25 protein-coding genes are annotated in these 21,074 nt (G+C 65.9%); 15 read left to right on the plus strand and 10 right to left on the minus strand.

Going from position 1 to position 21,074, the window contains the following annotated elements; all coding sequences use genetic code 11:
* Positions 1–87: 87 nt before the first annotated feature.
* Positions 88–1,224 (plus strand): beta-ketoacyl-ACP synthase III, encoded by a 1,137-nt coding sequence (locus L7H23_RS08170; RefSeq protein ID WP_237838846.1) that lies wholly within the window; start codon positions 88–90, stop codon positions 1,222–1,224.
* Between the two features lie 6 nt (positions 1,225–1,230).
* On the opposite strand, the gene L7H23_RS08175 is transcribed toward L7H23_RS08170, so the two are convergent.
* The 5 genes from L7H23_RS08175 to hisB are packed head-to-tail and all read right to left on the minus strand — an operon-like array spanning position 1,231 to position 5,063.
* On the minus strand, positions 1,231–2,325 hold the full coding sequence (locus tag L7H23_RS08175) for an ionic transporter y4hA (RefSeq protein ID WP_237838847.1): 1,095 nt from the start codon (positions 2,323–2,325) through the stop codon (positions 1,231–1,233).
* Positions 2,326–2,374: 49 nt separating this feature from the next.
* The gene (gene hisF / locus L7H23_RS08180) at positions 2,375–3,139 is read right to left on the minus strand and encodes an imidazole glycerol phosphate synthase subunit HisF (protein WP_237838848.1); all 765 of its coding nucleotides are present in this window, start codon (positions 3,137–3,139) and stop codon (positions 2,375–2,377) included.
* Positions 3,136–3,870, minus strand: a complete 735-nt coding sequence (gene hisA, locus L7H23_RS08185) for a 1-(5-phosphoribosyl)-5-[(5-phosphoribosylamino)methylideneamino]imidazole-4-carboxamide isomerase (RefSeq protein ID WP_237838849.1) — start codon at positions 3,868–3,870, stop codon at positions 3,136–3,138. The genes hisF and hisA overlap by 4 nt, the downstream gene beginning before the upstream one ends.
* Positions 3,858–4,466 carry an imidazole glycerol phosphate synthase subunit HisH gene (hisH, locus tag L7H23_RS08190; protein WP_237838850.1) on the minus strand — a complete coding sequence of 203 codons (609 nt, stop codon included), beginning with the start codon at positions 4,464–4,466 and terminating at the stop codon, positions 3,858–3,860. Before hisH ends, hisA begins: the two co-directional genes overlap by 13 nt.
* Positions 4,467–4,475: 9 nt before the next feature.
* Positions 4,476–5,063: an imidazoleglycerol-phosphate dehydratase HisB gene (gene hisB, locus L7H23_RS08195; protein ID WP_237838851.1), complete on the minus strand. Its 588-nt coding sequence runs from the start codon at positions 5,061–5,063 to the stop codon at positions 4,476–4,478.
* A gap of 95 nt (positions 5,064–5,158) precedes the next feature.
* Between hisB and L7H23_RS08200 the strand changes: the two genes are divergently transcribed.
* Genes L7H23_RS08200 through L7H23_RS08215 form a run of 4 tightly spaced genes read left to right on the plus strand, consistent with a single transcriptional unit; the run spans position 5,159 to position 7,769 of the window.
* Positions 5,159–5,641, plus strand: coding sequence for a ClpXP protease specificity-enhancing factor SspB (locus L7H23_RS08200; protein ID WP_237838852.1), 483 nt, complete (start codon positions 5,159–5,161; stop codon positions 5,639–5,641).
* Positions 5,642–5,645: 4 nt separating this feature from the next.
* Positions 5,646–5,957 carry a hypothetical protein gene (locus L7H23_RS08205; protein WP_237838853.1) on the plus strand — a complete coding sequence of 104 codons (312 nt, stop codon included), beginning with the start codon at positions 5,646–5,648 and terminating at the stop codon, positions 5,955–5,957.
* On the plus strand, positions 5,954–7,339 hold the full coding sequence (gene fumC, locus L7H23_RS08210) for a class II fumarate hydratase (protein WP_237838854.1): 1,386 nt from the start codon (positions 5,954–5,956) through the stop codon (positions 7,337–7,339). Before L7H23_RS08205 ends, fumC begins: the two co-directional genes overlap by 4 nt.
* 55 nt (positions 7,340–7,394) lie before the next feature.
* Positions 7,395–7,769, plus strand: coding sequence for a hypothetical protein (locus L7H23_RS08215; protein ID WP_237838855.1), 375 nt, complete (start codon positions 7,395–7,397; stop codon positions 7,767–7,769).
* Here the strand turns inward: L7H23_RS08215 and L7H23_RS08220 are convergent.
* A complete protein-coding gene (locus L7H23_RS08220) occupies positions 7,766–8,329 on the minus strand; it encodes a DUF2585 domain-containing protein (RefSeq protein WP_237838856.1) in 564 nt (187 codons plus the stop codon). The two genes, L7H23_RS08215 and L7H23_RS08220, sit on opposite strands and share 4 nt — an antisense overlap.
* Positions 8,330–8,375: 46 nt before the next feature.
* On the opposite strand from L7H23_RS08220, the gene gmk reads away from it, so the two are divergent.
* Together gmk and L7H23_RS08230 are read left to right on the plus strand one after the other, a co-directional pair.
* Positions 8,376–9,038 (plus strand): guanylate kinase, encoded by a 663-nt coding sequence (gene gmk / locus L7H23_RS08225; protein WP_237838857.1) that lies wholly within the window; start codon positions 8,376–8,378, stop codon positions 9,036–9,038.
* A gap of 28 nt (positions 9,039–9,066) precedes the next feature.
* Positions 9,067–9,561, plus strand: a complete 495-nt coding sequence (locus L7H23_RS08230; protein WP_237838858.1) for a hypothetical protein — start codon at positions 9,067–9,069, stop codon at positions 9,559–9,561.
* Between the two features lie 42 nt (positions 9,562–9,603).
* Here the strand turns inward: L7H23_RS08230 and L7H23_RS08235 are convergent, their stop codons facing one another.
* The 4 genes from L7H23_RS08235 to L7H23_RS08250 form a co-directional block, all read right to left on the minus strand.
* Complete coding sequence (locus L7H23_RS08235) at positions 9,604–10,041, minus strand: acyl-CoA thioesterase (RefSeq protein WP_237838859.1); 438 nt, start codon at positions 10,039–10,041, stop codon at positions 9,604–9,606.
* Position 10,042: 1 nt separating this feature from the next.
* Complete coding sequence (locus tag L7H23_RS08240) at positions 10,043–10,825, minus strand: SDR family NAD(P)-dependent oxidoreductase (RefSeq protein WP_237838860.1); 783 nt, start codon at positions 10,823–10,825, stop codon at positions 10,043–10,045.
* Between the two features lie 117 nt (positions 10,826–10,942).
* Entirely contained in the window at positions 10,943–12,112 is a 1,170-nt protein-coding gene (locus L7H23_RS08245; RefSeq protein WP_237838861.1) for an acetyl-CoA C-acetyltransferase, read from the minus strand.
* Positions 12,113–12,142: 30 nt separating this feature from the next.
* Complete coding sequence (locus L7H23_RS08250; protein WP_237839165.1) at positions 12,143–13,297, minus strand: acyl-CoA dehydrogenase family protein; 1,155 nt, start codon at positions 13,295–13,297, stop codon at positions 12,143–12,145.
* Between the two features lie 226 nt (positions 13,298–13,523).
* On the opposite strand from L7H23_RS08250, the gene L7H23_RS08255 reads away from it, so the two are divergent.
* The 8 genes from L7H23_RS08255 to L7H23_RS08290 all read left to right on the plus strand — a co-directional run bounded on the left by L7H23_RS08255 (position 13,524) and on the right by L7H23_RS08290 (position 21,000).
* Positions 13,524–14,393 (plus strand): SMP-30/gluconolactonase/LRE family protein, encoded by an 870-nt coding sequence (locus L7H23_RS08255; protein ID WP_237838862.1) that lies wholly within the window; start codon positions 13,524–13,526, stop codon positions 14,391–14,393.
* The gene (locus tag L7H23_RS08260) at positions 14,390–14,695 is read left to right on the plus strand and encodes a hypothetical protein (RefSeq protein WP_237838863.1); all 306 of its coding nucleotides are present in this window, start codon (positions 14,390–14,392) and stop codon (positions 14,693–14,695) included. The genes L7H23_RS08255 and L7H23_RS08260 overlap by 4 nt, the downstream gene beginning before the upstream one ends.
* 82 nt (positions 14,696–14,777) lie before the next feature.
* Entirely contained in the window at positions 14,778–16,958 is a 2,181-nt protein-coding gene (locus L7H23_RS08265) for a M3 family metallopeptidase (RefSeq protein WP_237838864.1), read from the plus strand.
* A gap of 132 nt (positions 16,959–17,090) precedes the next feature.
* On the plus strand, positions 17,091–17,993 hold the full coding sequence (locus tag L7H23_RS08270; RefSeq protein ID WP_237838865.1) for an SPFH domain-containing protein: 903 nt from the start codon (positions 17,091–17,093) through the stop codon (positions 17,991–17,993).
* Positions 17,994–18,005: 12 nt separating this feature from the next.
* Positions 18,006–18,212: a toxin-antitoxin system HicB family antitoxin gene (locus L7H23_RS08275; protein WP_237838866.1), complete on the plus strand. Its 207-nt coding sequence runs from the start codon at positions 18,006–18,008 to the stop codon at positions 18,210–18,212.
* 1 nt (position 18,213) lies between these two features.
* Entirely contained in the window at positions 18,214–18,456 is a 243-nt protein-coding gene (locus tag L7H23_RS08280; protein ID WP_237838867.1) for a hypothetical protein, read from the plus strand.
* Between the two features lie 87 nt (positions 18,457–18,543).
* The gene (gene rpe / locus L7H23_RS08285) at positions 18,544–19,218 is read left to right on the plus strand and encodes a ribulose-phosphate 3-epimerase (protein WP_237838868.1); all 675 of its coding nucleotides are present in this window, start codon (positions 18,544–18,546) and stop codon (positions 19,216–19,218) included.
* Positions 19,219–19,236: 18 nt separating this feature from the next.
* Positions 19,237–21,000 (plus strand): heparinase II/III family protein, encoded by a 1,764-nt coding sequence (locus L7H23_RS08290; RefSeq protein ID WP_237838869.1) that lies wholly within the window; start codon positions 19,237–19,239, stop codon positions 20,998–21,000.
* Positions 21,001–21,074 lie beyond the last annotated feature (74 nt).

Raw genomic sequence — 21,074 nt, forward strand, 5'->3', positions numbered from 1 at the left:
GATCGTTCAGCGAGCGTTGGGGCGTTGCGCGGCGCTGCGAGCGGGCCTAATCAGCGTGCCAGACAAACAGAACACGCAGGGACACCCATGTCGCACGCACCGCAGCCGGTCATCTCGTCTACCGGCCTTTTCACCCCCGCCGAGCGCATCTCCAACGAAGAACTTGTCGCCAGTTTTAACGCGTATGTTGCGCTGCACAATAGCCAAAATGCAGCGGCGATCGAGGCAGGCGAAGTGGCCGAACTCGCTGAATCGAGCGTCGAGTTCATCGAGAAAGCGAGCGGGATCGGATCGCGCTTCGTCGTCGACAAGGCGGGCATCCTCGATCCGGCACATATGGCGCCGCGCATCGCCGAGCGGAGCAACGACGAGCTGTCGATCCTTGCCGAGATCGGCGTGCTGGCGGCGAAGGACGCACTCGCACGCGCGGGCCGCGACGCCGCGGACGTCGATGCCGTACTCTGCGCCGCGTCGAACATGCAGCGGCCGTATCCGGCGATGGCGGTCGAAATTCAGGATGCGCTCGGCATCGACGGCTTCGGGTTCGACATGAATGTCGCCTGCTCGTCGGCGACCTTCGGCATCCAGACCGCTGCCGACTATATCCGCGCCGGCCATGCGAAGAGCGTGCTCGTCGTGAACCCCGAAATCTGTTCGGGACACCTCAACTGGCGCGACCGCGACAGCCATTTCATCTTCGGCGACGTCGCGACCGCGATCCTCGTCGAGGACAAGGCCATCGCACCCGCCGGGCATTGGGACATTCTCGGCACCAAGCTGAAGACCCAGTTCAGCAACAATATCCGCAACAATTTCGGCTTTCTCAATCGCGGCCATGGCGGGATCGACCACTCGGGGCCCAAGAGCGACAAGCTCTTCGTCCAGGAAGGCCGCAAGGTGTTCAAGGAAGTCGTGCCGTGGGTCGCGAACCTGATCGTCGAGCAGATGGAGGTGCTGGGCCTGCAGGGCGAGGACATGCGCCGGCTGTGGCTGCATCAGGCGAACACCAACATGAACCGCCTGATCGCGCACCGCGTGCTCGGCCATGAAGCGAGCGAGGACGAGAGCCCGACGGTGCTCGACACCTATGGCAATACGTCGAGCGCGGGGTCGATCATCGCCTTTCACCTCAACCATGAGGATATGGCGACCGGCGATACCGGGCTGATCTGTTCGTTCGGCGCGGGCTATTCGGCGGGAACGGTGTTCGTTCGGAAGACCTGAGGCGACTTACGGCACGAAGGTCGTGAACAGGTAGATCGCGAACAGCATCAGGTGGATCACCCCCTGCAGCACCGTGGTGCGGCCGTTCGCGAGCGTCTGCACCGACACGATCAGCGACAGGAACAGCAGCACGGTCGACTTGGCGTCGAGGCCGAGGCTGATCGGCAGGTCGGTGATGATCGACAGGATCGCGACCGCGGGAATGGTGAGACCGATGGTCGCGAGCGCCGAGCCGAGCGCAAGGTTGAGGCTGGTCTGCAGGCGGTCGGCCTTCGCCGCGCGCACAGCCGCGAGGCCTTCAGGGGCGAGGATCAGCGCGGCAATCAGCACGCCGAGCACGGCCGGCGGCGCGCCCCAATCCTCGAGCAGCGCGCCCATTACAGGCGAGAGATTCTTGGCGAGCAGGACCACCGCGAACAGGCTGGCAAGCAGCAGCACGCCCGAGATAGCGGTGCGCTGAACGCTGGGCGGAGCGGCATGGGTGTCGGGTTCGCCGTCGCCGTCGATGTCGGCATCCGGTTCGGGCAGGAAATAGTCGCGGTGGCGGACCGTCTGCACCAGCGCAAAGGTGCTGTAGAGGATGAGCGATACCGCCGCCACGAAACCGAGCTGGGTCGCCGAATAAAAGGGCCCCGGGACGCTCGACGTGAAATTGGGGAGCACGAGCGTAACCACGGTCAGCACGGTCAAGGTTGCCAGCGCCGCGCCGATGCCGGTACGCTGGAAGCGCTGCTCGTGATGGCGGATGCTGCCCGCGAGCAGGCAGAGGCCCATCAGCAGATTGAGGATCACCATCACCGCCGCGAACACGGTATCGCGCGCCAGCGTCTGCGCCTTTTCGGGTTCGGCCTGCATCAGCGTCAGGATCAGCCCGACCTCGATCACCGTCACCGCGAGCGCGAGGATCAGCGTGCCGAACGGTTCGCCGACGCGGTGCGCGATGACCTCGGCATGGTGCACCGCCGCGACGACTGCGCCCATCAGGATGATCGCGACCATCCATGGATTGAGCGGCATCGCGAAGCTCGCAATCGCGGCCACGAAGCCGAGGACCGGAAAAATGTCATTGGTGCGGTCGGCGAGGCGGAGTTTGGAGGTCATGGGACTTCTATTGCAGCCCCCTCCCCCTATGGCCACCCCGGCGGCGGAATTAATGCGCGCGAACGGGCAGTCCGGCGGCGGCAAGCCGCGCATGCGCCTCGGCGATCGTCGCCTCGCCGAAGTGGAAGATGCTCGCGGCAAGGACCGCGCTGGCGCCGCCTTCGACAACACCCGCGACGAGATGATCGAGATTACCAACACCGCCCGATGCGATCACGGGCACGCTGACCGCATCGGCGATCGCGCGGGTGAGCGTCAGGTCGTAGCCGTCCTTCGTGCCGTCGCGGTCCATCGAGGTGACGAGCAATTCGCCGGCGCCGAGTTCGGCGAGCCGCACCGCATGTTCGAGCGCGTCGATGCCCGTCGGTTTGCGCCCGCCGTGCGTAAAGATCTCCCAGCGGCCGTCTTCGACGCGGCGCGCGTCGATGCTGCCAACGGCACACTGGCTGCCGAAGCGGTCGGCGATGTCGGCGACCAACTCGGGCCGCGCGACGGCGGCGCTGTTCACCGCGACCTTGTCGGCGCCCGCGAGCAGCAGCGCGCGCGCATCGTCGGCGCTGCGCACTCCGCCGCCGACGGTGAGCGGCATGAAACAGACTTCGGCCGTGCGGCCGACCATGTCGAGCAGGGTGCCGCGGCCCTGATGGCTCGCCGAGATGTCGAGAAAGCAGAGCTCGTCGGCGCCCGCGGCGTCATAGGCGCGGGCGGCCTCGACCGGATCGCCCGCATCGCGCAGGTCGACGAAATTCACGCCCTTCACGATGCGCCCGTCGGCGACGTCGAGGCAGGGGATGACGCGGACGCGGACGGTCATGCCGCCCCTGCCGCAATCGCTTCGGCGAGATCGAGCCGGCCGTCGTAGAGCGCGCGGCCGGTGATGACGCCCTCGATGCCGCTCGCGACATGCGGGCGCAGCGCGTGGATGTCGCCGATGTCGGCCACGCCGCCCGACGCGATCACCGGGATGTCGACTGCCCGCGCGAGCGCGACGGTCGCCTCGACATTGCAGCCCTTGAGCAGCCCGTCGCGACCGACATCGGTGAAGAGCAGTGCTGCGACCCCCGCATCCTCGAACCGGCGCGCGAGATCCTCGACGCGGACGTCGGAGACATCGGCCCAGCCCTCGGTCGCTACCATGCCGTCGCGGGCATCGACCCCCACGACGATCCGCCCGGGCAGATCGCGCGCGGCGGATTTCACAAACTCAGGATCCTTCAGCGCCGCGGTGCCGATGATGACGCGTTCGACGCCGAGCGCGAGCCAGCGGTCGACGCCCGCGCGGTCACGGATCCCGCCGCCGACCTGCACCTTGCCGGGGAATGCCGCAATGATGCTCTCGACCGCAGCGCCATTGACGCTCACACCCGCAAAGGCGCCGTCGAGATCGACGACATGAAGGTGCGAGGCGCCCGCGTCGGCGAACAGCCGCGCCTGCGCCGCCGGGTCGTCTCCATAGACGGTCGCGCGCGCCATATCGCCCTCGGCGAGCCGCACCACCTGCCCGCCCTTGAGGTCGATCGCGGGGAAGAGGATCAGGGGCGCCACTGCAAAAACCTTTCGAGGGTTGCGAGGCCATAGGCCTGGCTCTTTTCGGGGTGATATTGCACGCCGACGATATTGTCCTTCGCGACCGCGGCGGCGAAGGTCGCGCCATGGCTGCTCGTCGCGGCGACATCGACCGCGTCGGCGAAATGATAGCCGTGGAGATAATAGGCCTCGCCCGCGGCGATCACCGGATGCGCGAAGCTTGGCACGACGTCGTTCCAGCCCATGTGCGGGATGCGCAGGCCCGGTGCCGGATCGAACGCCCGCACCGTGCCGCCGATCCAGCCGAGACCCGCGTGCGTGCCATGCTCTTCGCCCGCATCGGCGAGCAATTGCATGCCGACGCAAATACCGAGGAAGGGGGCGCCCTCGCCGCGCACGCGCCGCTCCATTGCCTCGATCAGCCCATCAATCGCCGACAGGCCGTTCATGCAGGCTGCAAAAGCCCCGACGCCCGGCAACACGATGCGGTCGGCCCCAGCAACGACATCGGGATCGGCGGTGACGGCGACATTGTCGGCGCCCGCCGCGACGAGCGCATTATGCACCGAGCGAAGATTGCCCGCGCCATAGTCGATCAGGGCAATCACGCTCATGGACGGCTCCTAGAGCACGCCCTTGGTCGAGGGGATCGCGTCGCCCTTGCGCGGGTCGATTTCGACCGCCTGACGCAGCGCTCTGGCCAACGCCTTGTACATGCTTTCGGCGATGTGATGGTTGTTCTCGCCGTAGAGCGTCTCGATGTGCAGCGTGATGCCCGCGGTCTGCGCGAAGCTGTGGAACCAGTGCGGGAACATCTCGGTGTCCATCTCGCCGAGCCGCGGCTGCGAGAAGCCGGATTTATAGACGCAGTGCGGCCGCCCCGAAATGTCGAGCACGCAGCGCGTCAGCGTCTCGTCCATCGGCGCGTGCGCCTCGCCGTACCGGGCGATGCCGCGCTTGTCGCCAAGCGCTTTTGCCACCGCTTCGCCGAGCGCGAGCGCGCTGTCCTCGACCGTATGGTGCTGGTCGATGTGGAGGTCGCCCTTCACGTTCATGGAAATGTCGATCAGCGAATGGCGCGACAATTGCTCGACCATATGGTCGAGGAAACCGATGCCGGTGGAGACCGAATAATCGCCCGTACCGTCAAGATTGACGGTGATCGCGATATCCGTTTCCTTGGTCGTGCGCTGGACGGTGGCGGTTCGCATGCGAAGCCCATAGCAGCGACGTTTCGCGTTGCAAGGCGACTTTCCCCCCTTTGAGCCCTCTTGACCCCCGCCCGCGCCGCGTCCATCCCCGCGGCATGAGTGACGATGTCCGCGACAGCCTGATTCCCTATGACGAAATCGTGCAGGATGCCCTGCGCGCCGTGGTCGGCCGTGTGCTGAGCCAGATCGAGGGCTATGACAGCCTGCCGGGCGATCATCATTTCTATATCACCTTCAAGACGCAGGCCCCCGGGGTCGATATCCCGGCGCATCTGATCGCCAAATTCCCCGACGAGATGACGATCGTGCTCCAGAACCGCTTCTGGGACCTGACGGTCGAGGCCGACCATTTCAGCGTCGGCCTGTCGTTCAACCAGACGCCGTCGATGCTGACGATCCCCTATGCCGCGATCACCGCCTTCGTCGATCCGTCGGTCGATTTCGGCCTGCAGTTCCAGGTCAGCGACGACGAGGTCGCCGCGCCCGAGCCGCACGACGAGGCCGATAACGATCGGCCCGACGCGACGAGCGAGGATGGGTCGAACGTGGTCACCGTGGACTTCGGCAAGAAGAGATAGCGCAGTGGGTGCCAACTGGCCCCCCAGCCGTTTCTGGCAATATTGGGCCCTCGCGGGGATGCTCGTCCTGACCGGCGCCTTCTGGTGGGGGGTCGAGGGCTATGCACTGTTCGAGGGCGGCTATGCACAAAGCCAGATCGCCGACGGCCTGCTCCGCTTCAGCCTGATTGTGTTGACCCCCGCACTGGTGATCGTCTGGCTCGCCGCCGGATGGCTGCGCCGCCGCGTCGGCGAGGGCGGCTATTGGCAATTGCTCGGCCTTGTCGCGATGATCTGGACGGGCGCGATATTGGTGACAAGGATGTTGCTGGCATGAACACACGGATCGAAAGCGACAGCATCGGCGAGATCGAGGTTCCGGCGGACGCCTATTGGGGCGCGCAGACCGAGCGCAGCCGGCACAATTTCGCTTTCCCGCCGCACGAGCGGATGCCGGTACCGGTCGTCCACGCCCTCGCCCGGATCAAGGGCGCGGCGGCGCGGGTGAACCGGAACCACGGACTCGATGCGGGTCTGGCGGACGCGATCGCCGCAGCCGCCGACGCCGTCGTCGCAGGCGAACACGACGACCAGTTCCCGCTCGCGATCTGGCAGACGGGCAGCGGCACCCAGTCGAACATGAACGCGAACGAGGTGATCGCCGGGATCGCCAACGAAAGACTGGCGGGCAAGCGCGGCGGCAAATCGCCCGTCCACCCGAACGATCATGTCAACATGGGCCAGTCGTCGAACGACAGCTTTCCGACCGCGCTGCATGTCGCGGTCGCGGTCGAAACGACGGTCCGGCTGCTTCCCGCGCTGACCGAACTCACCGACGCGCTCGCCGCAAAGGCCGCAATCTGGGGCGACATCGTCAAGATCGGCCGCACCCATTTGCAGGACGCGACCCCGTTGACGCTGGGGCAGGAGTTTTCGGGCTATGTCGCGCAGCTGATCGCGTGCCGCGCGCGCATCGAGGGCGCGCTGGCGCACAACATCTGCAAGCTCGCACAGGGCGGCACTGCCGTCGGCACCGGGCTCAACGCGCCCGCGGGCTTCGACGTCGCCATGGCTGGCGAATTGTCGAAGGCGACCGGCATCGCGTTCGAACCCGCGCGCAACAAGTTCGAGGCGCTGGCGTCGAACGACGGGCTCGTCTTCTTCTCGGGCGCGCTCAATACGCTCGCCGTCGCGCTCACCAAGATCGCCAACGACATCCGCCTGCTCGGCTCCGGCCCGCGCGCGGGGTTCGGTGAGCTCGACCTGCCCGCGAACGAGCCCGGCAGCTCGATCATGCCGGGCAAGGTCAACCCGACCCAGTGCGAGATGCTGACCATGGTCGCCGCGCAAGTCATCGGCAACCATCAGGCAACGACCGTCGGCGGGCTGCAGGGCCATCTTGAGCTCAATGTCTTCAAGCCGCTGATCGGATCGAACGTGCTGCGATCGATCGAGCTGCTGAGCATCGGAATGGCGGGGTTCACCGAGCATTGCGTCGTCGGGATCGAACCCAACCGCGCGCGGATCGACGAGCTGATGAACCGCTCGCTGATGCTCGTCACCGCGCTCGCGCCCGAAATCGGGTACGACAAGGCCGCCAAGATCGCGAAGCACGCGCATGAAACGGGATCGACCCTGCGCGACGCGGCGCTCGATCTGGGCTATGTCGACGGCGCAACCTTCGACCGCGTGGTCGATCCGCGCACGATGCTCGGGTAAGGGCTGGGCCCGGAACCGCAACAGGCGTCCGCGCATTGATAGGGAGGAAGGAGAGATGAAGATGATCGGCCGGATCGTTGGAGGCGTCCTTGGCAGCGCTATCGGGCGCCAGAAAGGCAATCACCCCGTCGCAGGCGCGGTGATCGGCGCGGGCACCCTGTTCGCGGCGCGGCGCCTGTTTCCGCAGCGCTATGCCGTGTTCGCGGCGACGGCGGCCGCAGCCTATCTCACAAAGAAATGGGCCGACCGCGCCGAAGCGCGCAAGGCAGCCGAAGAGGCGCATGCCATCGATTCAGAGCTTGCAGCCGCCGGAGTGGTCGATCCCTATGCCGGCACGGCAGAGCTGCCGACCGATGGCCAGACCATCGGCGACGCCCTGCCGCCGGCGATTCCCGTCGAAGGCAACGGGCGCAGCAGCGCGATCCACTAACCGCCCGCCTGCCACTCCTTCACCGCCTCGATCGGCGAGACCAGCATCAGCACGTTGAGCGTCAGATTGTCGCGAATCGTCCACAGCGTGAACAGCTCGAACGCGATCGCGATCAGGACGGTCACCCACCAGCGCATCCGGCTCGCCGCCAGGAAGCCGAGGATCATGAAGCCGGTGTCGCTGACCGAATTGAGGATCGAATCGCCGCTGTAGCCATAGGCCATCGTGACCTCGCGGTAGCGGTCGATGATGATCGGCGAATTTTCGAGGATTTCCCACGCACCCTCGATCCCGATCGCGAGCGCCAGCGCGACCCACAGCGGCTGCCGCCGCAGCAGCAGGCGCGACAGGCCGAAGAAGAGGAAGCCGTGGATGACATGGCTGAAACTGTACCAGTCCGAAATCTGCTGGCTGTTCTGGTTCGACTGCACGACGCCGTGCCACAGGCTGACCGTCCCGCACGGGCAGATCGGCGGGCGGCCCATCGCGAACAGGATGGCGGCAAGCAGCGCAAGCAACGCGGCCGCGACCAGCGAGCCCTTTCGTGAAATTCCGGCCATCGGCCCTTCCCCTTGACCCCTGCGTCTCATCGCGCAATTAGCGCGCATGGCTGATAGCGTCCATCTGAACCGCCGCGGCGTGTTGTTCGTCCTCTCCTCGCCCTCGGGCGCGGGCAAGACCACCATCTCGCGCATGATGCTCGATGCCGACAGCGACATTGCGCTGTCGATCTCGGCGACGACGCGCCCGCCCCGCCCCGGCGAGGTCGACGGGGTGCACTATCATTTCGTCGATACCGAGACGTTCAAGAAGATGGCGGCCGACGGCGAGTTCCTCGAATGGGCGCATGTCTTCGGGCATCGTTACGGCACCCCGCGCGCGCCGGTGGAGGAATTGCTCGCCGCGGGCAAGGATGTCCTGTTCGACATCGACTGGCAGGGCGCGCAGCAGCTTTATCAGGAAGCCGGCCCCGACGTCGTGCGCGTCTTCGTGCTGCCGCCGACGATGGAGGAACTCGAACGCCGCCTGCGCAGCCGCAACACCGACAGCGACGAGGTGATCGCCGCGCGGATGGAACGCGCCGCGAACGAGATCAGCCACTGGGACGGTTACGACTATGTGCTGATCAACGACAATGTCGACGGCTGCTTCGACGAGGTCCGCGCGATCCTGCGCGCCGAGCGGCTGAAGCGCCGCCGCCAGATCGGCCTGATCGGCTTCGCGCGCGACCTGATCCGCTCCGTCCCCGATGCGGACAAGAAGCTCTAGGTTCCTGTGGACGCTTGCGGGCGCCTGCGTGCTCGCCAGCTGTGACGCGAATCCTGCAACCGACACGCCGGCAGCCACGCCTGCACCCGTCCGCTATGAGGACTACAAGGCCCCGCCGCCGATGCCGTCGGCGGGCCCGATCTCGGAGCAAGCGCGGCGGATATTCTCCGATTTCGGAGAACGCTGGCGCTATTCGGACGTCAGGTACATCGGGAAGCTTGTCATCGGTCCCGATTATCTCGAAATCTACCAATTCGACTTCGTGAATCCGCAAAGCAAGCATGGCACGCAACTGATCGCCCTGCTTTGGAACGGCACGGAATTCGTAGGACGCTATGCAGTCAATGGCCATGGGTCCGGTACGGAGGCCGTAGTAACAGGACTCGAGGGGGCGACCATAACCTTTACGTGCGACGATCCACCGCCCCTGACAGTGGAACGGTTCACCTTCAGCGGGCGCAATTTGCCGGCGAAATTGCGGCTATGCGGCAAGGAAGCCAGCCTCGAGACCGACGGCATCTAATAGGACGTCACGCCGGCAGAAATGCACGCGGTCACCGAAGAATCAGAGCGGTTTCGCCAGCTTCGTCTCCAGCTCGGCAACCATCTCCGCCCGCAGGGGCTTCGCCTCGCCGTCGGTGCGGCAGACAACGACGGTGTCGCAAGTCGCGATGCAGCCGCCGTTCTGGAACATCGCCTGCACGATCGTCCAGCTCGAGGTGCCGAGGCGGCCGATCCCCGTCGCGATCAGCACCGGATCGGGGAAATTGCCTTCGGCGAGATAGTTGATCTCGACCGCGGCGACCATCGTGCGCTCGTTCGTCGGGCGCTCCTCGAGCGGGCGGACTTCGCGATTCAAAAGCACGCGGCCGCTCTCGAACAGCGCCGCGAAAGCCACATTGTTGAGGTGGCCGTTGATGTCCATGTCCTGGAACCGCGTCTGCAGGTCGAGGTGGACGGGGTAGCTGGCGGCGTTCAGCCGCCAGCTCTCCGGTTTCGGCATATCAGCGCGGACCCATACGGATGCCGCCGTCGAGGCGTACATCCTCGCCGTTGAAATAGCCGTTCTCGATCATCGTGAGCGCGAGACCGGCATATTCGACCGGGTTGCCGAGGCGCTTCGGATTGAGCACCGAGGCGCCGAGCGCATCGCGGACATTCTGCGGCGCGCCCGCGAGCAGCGGGGTGTCGAAGATGCCCGGCAGGATCGTGTTGACGCGGATATTCTCCGACGCGAGGTCGCGCGCGATCGGCAGGGTCATGCCGACGACGCCGCCCTTCGACGCCGAATAGGCGGCCTGACCGATCTGGCCATCCTCGGCCGCGACCGACGCAGTGTTCACGATCGCGCCGCGCTCGCCGTCTTCCATCGGGTCGAGCGTCATCATGCCGGCCGCCGACTTGGCGATGCAGCGGAAGGTGCCGACGAGGTTGATCTGGATGATCCAGTTGAAGGCATCGAGCGGGAAATGCTTGATGCTGCCGTCTTCCTTCGAGCGGCTCGCGGTCTTGATCGCGTTGCCGGTGCCCGCACAGTTCACGAGGATGCGCTCCTGCCCGATCGCCTCGCGCGACTTGGCGAAGGCGGCGTCGACCGACGCGTCGTCGGTGACGTTGCATTCGCAGAAGACGCCGCCGAGTTCGGCCGCGAGGGCTTTGCCCTTTTCTTCCTGCAGGTCGAAGATCGCGACCTTGACGCCCTTGGCGGCCAGCGCGCGCGCGGTTGCGGCGCCAAGACCCGAGGCGCCGCCGGTGACGACGGCGGATACGGTGGAATCGAGTTTCATCTATTCAGTCCTTTCCCTAGCCCGCTCGCCCTGAGCTTGTCGAAGGGCCGTTCTTTCCCTCAAGAGAAGAACGGGGCTTCGACAGGCTCAGCCCGAACGGAAAAAATTGATCGGTTGTTACAGCCGCTCGACGATCGTGACGTTGGCCTGGCCGCCGCCTTCGCACATCGTCTGCAAGCCATATTTGCCGCCCGTCGCGTCGAGCACGCCGAGCAGCGTCGCCATCAGCTTGGTGCCCGAGGCGCCGAGCGGATGGCCGAGCGCGATCGCGCCGCCGTGCTGGTTGAGCCGCGCATGATCGGCGCCGAGATATTTGAGCCAGGCGAGCGGCACGGGCGCGAACGCCTCGTTCACTTCATAGGCGTCGATATCCCCGATCTTCATGCCCGCCTTCCTGAGCGCGCGTTCGGTCGCGAACAGCGGTTCCTCGAGCATGATTACCGGGTCGCCCGCCGTCACCGAAATGTGATGGATGCGCGCACGCGGGGTCAGGTTATGATCCTTCAGCGCCTGTTCCGAGACGACGAGCGCCGCCGAGGCGCCGTCGCAGATCTGGCTCGACGAGGCCGCTGTGATCGAGCCGCCTTCCTGGAGCAGCTTGACGCCCGCGATGCCCTCGAGCGTCGCGTCGAAACGGATGCCCTCGTCGACGAGGTGAACCTGACGCCCTTCGGGCGTGTCGATTTCGACGCCGATGATTTCGCGCTTGAAGTGGCCGGCTTCGGTCGCGGCCTTGCCGCGGCGGTGGCTTTCGAGCGCATAGGCGTCGAGATCGTCCTTGCTGAAGCCGTGCTTCTTCACGATCATTTCGGCGCCGGCGAACTGGCTGAACATGATGCCGGGGAATTTCTCCTCGAGCCGCTCGGACTTATAATGACCGAGGCCTTCCTTCATGAACAGGGTCGCGACGCTGCCCATCGGCACGCGCGTCATGCTTTCGATGCCGCTGGCGAGGACGATGTCCTGCGTGCCCGACATCACCGCCTGCGCCGCGAACTGGATCGCCTGCTGCGACGAGCCGCACTGGCGGTCGATCGTGACCGCGGGGATCGAGTCGGGCAGCTTCGAGGCGAGCACGGCGTTGCGGCCGACGTCCATCGTCTGCTGGCCGCCCTGCGACACGCAGCCGGTGATGACGTCGTCGATCGCCTTGGTGTCGAAATCATTGCGGTCGGCGATCGCGTCGAACACCGCGGCGCCGAGGTCGACGGGGTGCACGCCGGCGAGCCGACCGCCGCGCTTGCCGCCCGCGGTGCGGACAGCGTCGACGATATATGCAGTAGCCATGGGGAGAATTCCTTTCCTGCGTCTAGAGGATCAGAGCTTGCGCCCGATCAGTTCCTTCATGATTTCGTTCGTGCCGCCGAAGATGCGCGTCACGCGCGCCGCGCGCCAGGCGCGGGCGATCGGATATTCGTTCATATAGCCCGAGCCGCCGAAGAGCTGGAGGCACTTGTCCATCACCTCCCACTGCAGGTCGGTGTGCCACAGCTTCGCCGCCGCGCCCTCTTCGGGGGTCAGCTCCTTCTTCATGTGGCGCGCGAGCGCCCAGTCGAGATGCGCCCAGCCCACCTGCAGCTTCGCCTTCAGGTCGGCCAGCACGAAGCGGCTGTTCTGGAAGTCAAGGATCGGCTTGCCGAACGCCTTGCGCTCGCGCGTATATTCGACCGTGTCGTCGAAGGCGCGCTGCGCCGATGCCTGCGCCGAAACCGCGATCGACAGGCGTTCCTGGGGTAGCTCGCTCATCAGATAGATGAACCCCTGCCCCTCCTCGCCGAGGCAGTTGGTGATCGGCACGCGGACGTCGTTGAAGAAGAGTTCCGACGTATCGGCTTCGTCCTGCCCGATCTTGTCGAGGTTGCGGCCGCGCTGGAAGCCTTCGCGGTCGGCCTCGACGAGGACGATCGAGACGCCCTTCCACGCCGGCTCGACCTCGGTATCGGTCTTGACGCAGACGAGGATCAGGTCGGCGTTCTGGCCGTTGGTGATGAAGGTCTTCGACCCGTTGATGACATAGTGATTGCCATCCTTCTTCGCGGTCGTGCGCATCCCCTGAAGATCCGAGCCGGTACCCGGTTCGGTCATCGCAATCGCGGTGATCGTCTCGCCCGCGACCATCTTGGGCAGCCAGTGCTTCTTCTGCTCTTCGCTGCCATATTTGACGATATAGCTGGTGACGATGTCGGACTGGAGCGAGAAGCCGGTGGTCGCGCGGCCGTAATAGGCGCTTTCCTCGTCGACGATCGCATTATAGCCGAAGTCGAGGCCCAGCCCGCCATATTCCTCGGGAACCGTCGGGCACAGCATGCCCAGCTCGCCCGCCTTCGGCCAGATCGACTTGGGAACGATCTTGTCCTCGGCCCACTGCGCGGCGTTCGGTGCGACTTCCTTTTCGAGGAACTGGCGTACCGTCGCGCGGAACGCCTCATGATCCTCGGTGTAGGCGGAGCGCGAGAGGTTATCGAGCGACATCATATTTCCTTTTCCCAGGGGGCGTCCGGGCTTTCGGATCCGGTACGCGGCAGGCCCCGCGCCATCAGCGCAGGTTTCGGATCGCAACTGACCTTACGTTTACGTCCACGTCAAGTAGAAATGCCGCTACGGCAGCAAAGATGCGGCAAACCCGCGCGCGGCCGCGGCGCGACGAATAGGTTTGCAGCCGCTGGGCACCGACCGCATGCCGCGCTAGCATCCTTTCATGGTTGAACTGCTCCTTGATGCCGGCGCGCTGCTCGGCGAGTCGCCGCGCTGGCACGCCGCAGAGGCGCGCCTCTATTGGGTCGATATCGACGCGCACCGCATCCACCGTACCGACCCCGAAACCGGCGCGACCGAAACGATGCAGCTGGACGGCCCCGTCGGCTGCGTCGCGCCGCGCGCCGACGGCGGGCTGGTGATGGGCCTGAAGGACGGCTGCGCGGTGATCGACAATTGGGGCGATACGCCGCGCCCCTTCGGACCCGCGGCACTCGCTGGCATCCCCGAACAGCGCTTCAACGACGGCTGCGTCGATGCTGTCGGCCGCTTCTGGCTCGGCAGCGTGACGACCGACAAGGCGAACCCCGGCGCGATGCTGTTCCGGCTCGACCCCGACGGCGAGCTCACGCCGATGATCGGCGGGCTGCTGACGAGCAACGGCGCCGCGTTCAGCCCCGACGGGCGGACCTTCTATCACGCCGATACTCCCACGCATGCGCTCAATGCCTATGACGTCGATCCCGCGACGGGAGAGCTCGGCGACGGGCGCCTCTTCCACCGGTTCGAGTTCGGCACCGGGCGCCCCGACGGCGGCACCGTCGACGCCGAGGGCTGCTACTGGTCGGCGCTGTGGGATGGCTGGCGCGTTGTCCGGCTCTCGCCCGCGGGCGAGCTGCTGCAGACGGTCGAGCTGCCGGTCCAGCGCCCGTCGATGATCGCGCTGGGCGGCGCCGACATGAAAACGGCCTTCGTCACCAGCGCGGGCAAGAATCTGAGCGACGGGGAGCACGCAGCTCAACCGCACGCGGGCGGCCTCTTCACCTTCCGCGTCGATGTGCCGGGCCTGGTTCAGCCGGGGTTCGGCGCATGACCGATGCCCGCCAGCGGGCCGCTGTCGCGACCCTGTTGGCCGTTCAGTTATTTATCGCAGCCATCAGCGTGGCAGCCGTGCCGGAGATCGGCATTTTCTGCACAGCGCCACAAGATCCGGTCCTCGAAAACTTTGGCTGGGTGCATGCCCTGTATGTCGCGTTGCTATTGGTCGGACTCGCCTCGCTGATCTGGAAGCCGGCGCGCCTCCCTTATGTGATCGCGTTTCTTCTGTCTTCCGCTGCATTGCCGCTGCAATATTGGTGGGTGCAGGAGGGGCGTCTATATTGCGACGCGCCCTAGGGTTGCCCCTGCGCGCCATCTCGGGTTAAGGCTCGGGGCAACATGGTTTCAGCCGAAACCGTTTCCCCGGGGAGATTTGACGATGTCGCGCAAGGCGCAGCCGCTTTTCCGTTCATCGATGCTGCTTGCATCGACTGCCTTTCTGATGGGTTATAGCCCGATGACCAGCGCCACCGAAACCGCCGCCCCTGCCCCCGCCGCCACGACGGATGCGAACCCGATGCTCCAGCCGTGGACGGGCCCCTATGAAGGGGTGCCGCCGTGGGACAAGATGGACCCCGAGCTGTTCCCCGATGCCTTCACCAAGGGCATGGCCCAGGTGAAGGCCGAGGTTCAGGCGGTGATCGACAACCCCGCCGAGCCGACGTTCGAGAACACCCACGTCCCGATGATGCTCGCCGGCGAGACGATGGACCGCGTCTTCGCGCTGTGGGGCGTGCAAACCTCGAACAAGTCGAACGACCGCGTCGAGGACATCGACGCCGAATGGAGCCCCAAGCTCACGACCTTCTACACCGAGCTGTTCCTCGAGCCCAAGCTCTTCGCCCGCTACAAGGCCGTGTACGACAAGCGCCTGACCAGCGGTCTCAACGCGCAGCAGATCCGCATCGTCGAGCGCAGCTATGAAGAGATGGTGCGCGACGGCGCGAACCTGTCGACCGCCGACAAGGCGAAACTCGTCGGCCTGAATTCGAAGCTCGAAAGCCTCTTCTCGACCTTCTCGTCGAAGCTGCTCGGCGACGAGAAGCTCTATACCTTCGTGATCAACCAGGCCGAACTCGACGGGCTGCCCGCGGGCTTCGTCGCGTCGCTCGCCGACGCCGCAGAGGCGCAGGGCAAGAAGGGCCAGTGGGCGATCAAGAACACCCGCTCGTCGGCGCAGCCGGTGCTGCAGAACGCCACCAACCGCGCGCTGCGCGAGAAGGTGTGGCGCGCGTTCGTCAACCGCGGCGACAATGGCGACGCGAACGACACCAATGCGACGATCGCCGAAATCCTGAAGCTGCGGCAGGATCGCGCGGTGCTGCTCGGCTTCCCGACGCACGCCGACTATCGCATGGCCGATACGATGGCGAAGACTCCCGCGAACGCGATGGGCCTGATGATGAAGGTCTGGCCGGCCGCGGTCGCGCGCGCGAAGGAAGAGGTCGCCGACATGCAGGCGATTGCCGATCAGGAAGCCAAGGCGGGCAAGGGCCCCAAGATCACGATCGAGCCCTGGGACTATCGCTATTATGCGGAAAAGGTCCGCAAGGCGAAATACGACCTCGATGAGAGCGAGGTGAAGCCCTATCTCCAGCTCGACAAGCTGCGCGATGCGATGTTCTGGTCGGCGGGGCAGCTCTACGACCTCGGCTTCCGCGAGATCACCGGCACGATCCCGGTCTTCGACCCCAAGGTGAAGACGTTCGAGGTCTATAATCTCAAGACCAACGAAAATGTCGGCGTCCTCTATCTCGACAATTTCGCACGCGACGGGAAACGCTCGGGCGCGTGGATGACGACCTATCGCAGCGAGCAGGGCCTCGGCGGCGAGCGCAATGTGCTGGCGTCGAACAACAACAACTTCACCGAAGGCGCGAAGGGCGAGCCGACGCTCGTCAGCCTCGACGATGCAACGACCCTGTTCCACGAATTCGGGCACGGCATCCACTATCTGTTGCAGCACGTCTATTATCCCGCGCTCGCCGGGGTACCGCGCGACTTCGTCGAGTTCCCGAGCCAGGTGAACGAGAACTGGCTGATGACGCCCGAAGTGCTGTCGAAATTCGCGACGCACTACAAGACCGGCGAGCCGATCCCGCAGGCGCTGGTCGACAAGATCATCGCGTCGAACAAGTTCAACCAGGGCTTCGACACGGTCGAATATCTGTCGAGCGCGATCGTCGACATGAAGCTGCACGACCGCAAGGTGCCGGTCACCGACGTCGACAAGTTCGAGCGCGAGACGCTCGCCGAAATGGGCATGCCGAAGGAAATCGTCATGCGCCACCGCCTGCCGCAGTTCGGCCACCTGTTCAGCTCGGATGCCTATTCGGCGGGCTATTACAGCTATCTGTGGTCGGAAACGATGGACGCCGACACCTGGGCGGCCTTCACCGAAGCCGGCGGCCCGTGGGACCGCAGCGTCGCCGACAAGTTCCGCACGATCCTGCTGATGACGGGCAACGAAACCGACCGCGCCGAAGCGTACCGCGCCTTCCGCGGCCGCGATCCCGACGTGAAGGCGCTGCTCAGGAAGCGCGGTTTCCCGACGGAATAGGCGCGAGAGAAAACCGGGGAGCAAAGGGGGCCTCGTGCCCCCTTTGTTTTGCCCGCCGGAATCCCGGTTGACCGCCGCCTGAAACGATACAAGTATGATATCATCTTTATATCGAGTGATTCGGAGGGATTTATGGTCGAGAGTGGGACGCCGGCGCTGAACCGCAGCCGCGAGACGCGCGCCGCTACGCAGAGCGGTTATCTGATGCTTTTCATCTGGCTGGTGCTGGGCGCGATCGCTGCCTGGGCGGCGGTCACCAACGCCAACGCCGACATGCAGGTCGCATGGAAATGGATCGTCGTCGTTCTTGCGGCAATCGCGGGCACGATCATTCTCTGCGGCTTTTATCTGATCAACCCGAACGAGGCAGCGGCGATCCAGCTGTTCGGCGCGTACAAGGGCACCGACCGCGAGGAAGGGCTGCGCTGGGTCCTGCCCTGGCTCACCCGCAAGAAGATCGCGGTGCGCGCGAACAACGTCATTTCCGACAAGATCAAGGTCAACGACCTCCGCGGCAACCCGGTCGAGATGGCGGCGCAGGTCGTCTGGCGCGTCACCGATACAGCGCAGGCGTTGTTCGACGTCGACGATTACAAGGAATTCGTGATGGCGCAGATCGAAGCCGCGGTGCGCTCGATCGGCTCGCGCTATCCCTATGACGATATCGAGCATCAGGAGATCACGCTGCGCGGCAATCATGACGAGGTCGGGGTCGAGCTGCGCAAGGCGCTGATCGAGCGGCTGGAAGTTGCCGGCATCACCGTCGACGAATGCGGGCTTACTCACTTGGCCTATGCACAGGAAATCGCCGGCGCGATGCTCCGCCGCCAGCAGGCCGAAGCGGTGATCGCCGCGCGCAAGAAGCTGGTCGAAGGTGCGGTGACGATGGTCGAAATGGCGCTGACGCAGCTGTCCGAGAAGAATGTCGTCGAGCTCGACGACGAGCGGAAAGCGGTGATGGTGTCGAACCTGATGGTCGTCCTCTGCGGCGAACGCGACACGCAGCCGGTCGTCAACGCCGGGTCGCTCTACTGAGCCCGACGCACGATGCCCACGCCGCCCAAGAAAGCCTTCGCCCTCCGTCTCGATCCGGCGCTCTATGCCGCGATCGAGCGGCTGGCGGCGGCCGAATTGCGCAGTGCGAACGCCGAGATCGAAATCCTGCTTCGCGAGGCGCTGGGCCGCCGCGGCGTCAGCGTCAAACAGTCGGAAGCGCCGAAGCGCGGCCGGCCGCCAAAGAAGGAAGAGAGCTGACATGCTGCATCTCGTCATGCGCAAGGGCCCATGGTTCCGGCCCAAAAGCCGGGGATATGGCACCGGCCTGCCGATCGTCTGGGAGGGCTGGTTCTTCATTGCGCTCCACGTCGCGATGATCACCGGCCTTGCCGTACTTCTTCACGACCGGCCGGTGATGGTCACCATCGCCGTCGTGCTCGCCGGGCTTGCGCCGATGCCGATCTATCGCGCCAAAACGGAAGGCGGCTGGCGCTGGCGATAGGCCCGCCGAAGTTTATTTACGGACACCCGCCACCAGCGGCCCACCCGCGCTTGCCCCGCAACTTCTAGATGGTTAAGGCCGGTCTCCATGACCGCCGCCGCGCCCCCCGTCCGTATCTCGCCCTCGATCCTCAGCGCCGACTTCGCACGGCTCGGCGAGGAAGTGCGCGCGATCGAGGAGGCGGGCGCCGACTGGGTCCATATCGACGTGATGGACGGCCATTTCGTGCCGAACCTGACGATCGGACCGATGGTCGTGAAGGCACTGCGGCCGCATTCGACGCTGCCCTTCGACGTCCATCTGATGATCTCGCCGGTCGACCACTTCCTCGACGCCTTCGCCGCCGCGGGCGCCGATATCATCACCGTCCATCCCGAGGCGGGGCCGCACATCCACCGCAGCGTCCAGCACATCAAGTCGCTCGGCAAGCAGGCCGGCGTCTCGCTCAATCCGGCGACCCCGGCAAAGATGCTCGATTATCTGATCGACGACATCGACCTGGTCCTGATCATGAGCGTCAACCCGGGTTTCGGGGGCCAGAGCTTCATCAGCAACCAGCTTCGCAAGATCGAGGCAGTGCGCAAGATGATCGACAAGTCGGGCCGCGACATCCGTCTCGAAGTCGATGGCGGAATCGACGCGACGACCGCCCCTCTCGCGATCGCGGCGGGCGCCGATGTCCTCGTCGCCGGCACCGCGACCTTCAAGGGCGGGCCGGGAGCCTACGCCGACAATATCCGGCGCCTGCGCGGCGGCGCCTGACCGGTGGAGGGGAGACCGTTGACCTCTGCCCCGTCCAGTCCGATTCCCGACCCGGGCGATGACGCCCCGCCGCTCGATGACAGCATCGAACCCGGCAAGCGGCTGATCCGCCTGCCCGCCGACAAGGGCCTGTCGCTCGGCGACCGCGTCGCCAACTACATCACCCGCCTGACCTGGCGCACCCCGCTGCACGCGTTCCGGCTGAAGGGCCGCTTTCCGCTCAAGCTGCTCGGCGTGCCGACCGACCCGGTGCCGGGCGACGCGCGCGCGGGCACCGCGATCCGCGCCGGGCATTTCCTCCATCGCGGTCTCCGCCTTTCGCTCGGCGACCTCGACTTCGCCGCGCTCGAGGTCGCACCGACCTTTGCCGACTATCTCCACAGCTTCGCGTGGCTCCGCGATCTCGCCGCGACCGGGACGCGTGCCGACGGCGCCCCGATCGCCGAGGCCGTCGTGCGGCACTGGCTCGGCGTCCATGGCGAAGCGGTGAGCGAGCCGGCATGGCGCGCCGACAATACCGGCTGGCGTATCCTCTTCTGGGCCGCGCACGCCCCGCTGATCCTCTCGTCGAGCGATCTCGTCTATCGCTCCGCGGTGCTCAACCATCTCGCGCGCGCCGCGCGCCACCTCGACCGCGTCGCCGACAAGACGCGCCCGGGCACCGGCCAGCTGGTGGCGTGGATCGGCATCGTCGCCGCGTCGCTGCTGATGCCCGGCGGCGAACCGCGGCAGGTGTTCGGCGAGGCCGGCCTCCGCAAGGTCATCGAGACGAGCTTCTATGCCGACGGCGGTAATATCGCGCGCTCACCGCAGGCCCAGCTCGACGCCATCATGGCGCTGTCGATGCTGGCGCGGGTCTATGACATGCGCCGCATGGAAGTGCCGCCATTCCTGCAGGAAGTGCTCGCACGCACCGTTCCGGCCCTGCTCGGTCTGGTCCACAGCGACGGCGGCATGGGCAGCTGGCAGGGCAGCGCCGCCACGCCGGCGGCCCATATCCAGGCGGTGGTCGCGGCGAGCGGCGTGCGCACGCGCCCGCTCAAGCAGGCGCGCGACTGGGGCTATCAGCGGCTCGTCGCGAACAAGGTCGTGGTGCTCGCCGACGCCGCACCGCCCCCGATCGCGCGCGTGACCGAAGCGGGATGCGCCTCGACCCTCGCCTTCGAACTCAGCGACGGCGACGAACGCATCGTCGTCAATTGCGGTGGCGCCGCGCTGACGGGTGCAACGATCCCCGCCGATCTCGCGCGCGGCCTCCGCACGACCGCGGCGCATTCGACGCTGACGATCGGCGACACGAATTCGACGGCGATCCTCGCCAGCGGGACGCTCGGCCGCGGCGTGACCGAGGTTGAGCTCGACCGGCGCGAGACGCCGCAGGGCAGCCGCGTCGAGATGAGCCACGACGGCTATGCCCGCCGCCACGGACTGATCCACCGCCGCCTCCTGATCCTCGCCCCCAACGGCCGCGAACTCCGCGGCGAGGACATGTTGCTGCCTGCCCCGCGCAGCCGCCGAAAGGGCGACAAGAAATTCACCCTGCGCTTCCATCTCGGCCGCCATATGTCGGCGAGCCTCACCGCGGACAAACTCGGTGCGCTGCTGCGCATCTCGGGCGGGACATTGTGGCAATTCCGTACCAGCGAAGGCACGCTCGAAATCGAGGAAAGCCTGTGGGTCGACGGCGACGGCCGGCCGCACCCGACCGAGCAGCTGGTCGTCACCGGAACGACGCCGGCAGGCGGCGCGAGCATCGGCTGGATCTTCAAGCATATCGGCTGACGCCGTTCCCGAAATTTTCGCGGCCGGCTTCATTCCGTTTTCCGGCACTTTTCTGACAACGCTATCGTCGTGTG

Source organism: Sphingopyxis sp. BSN-002, from assembly GCF_022024275.1.
Taxonomy (GTDB): domain Bacteria; phylum Pseudomonadota; class Alphaproteobacteria; order Sphingomonadales; family Sphingomonadaceae; genus Sphingopyxis.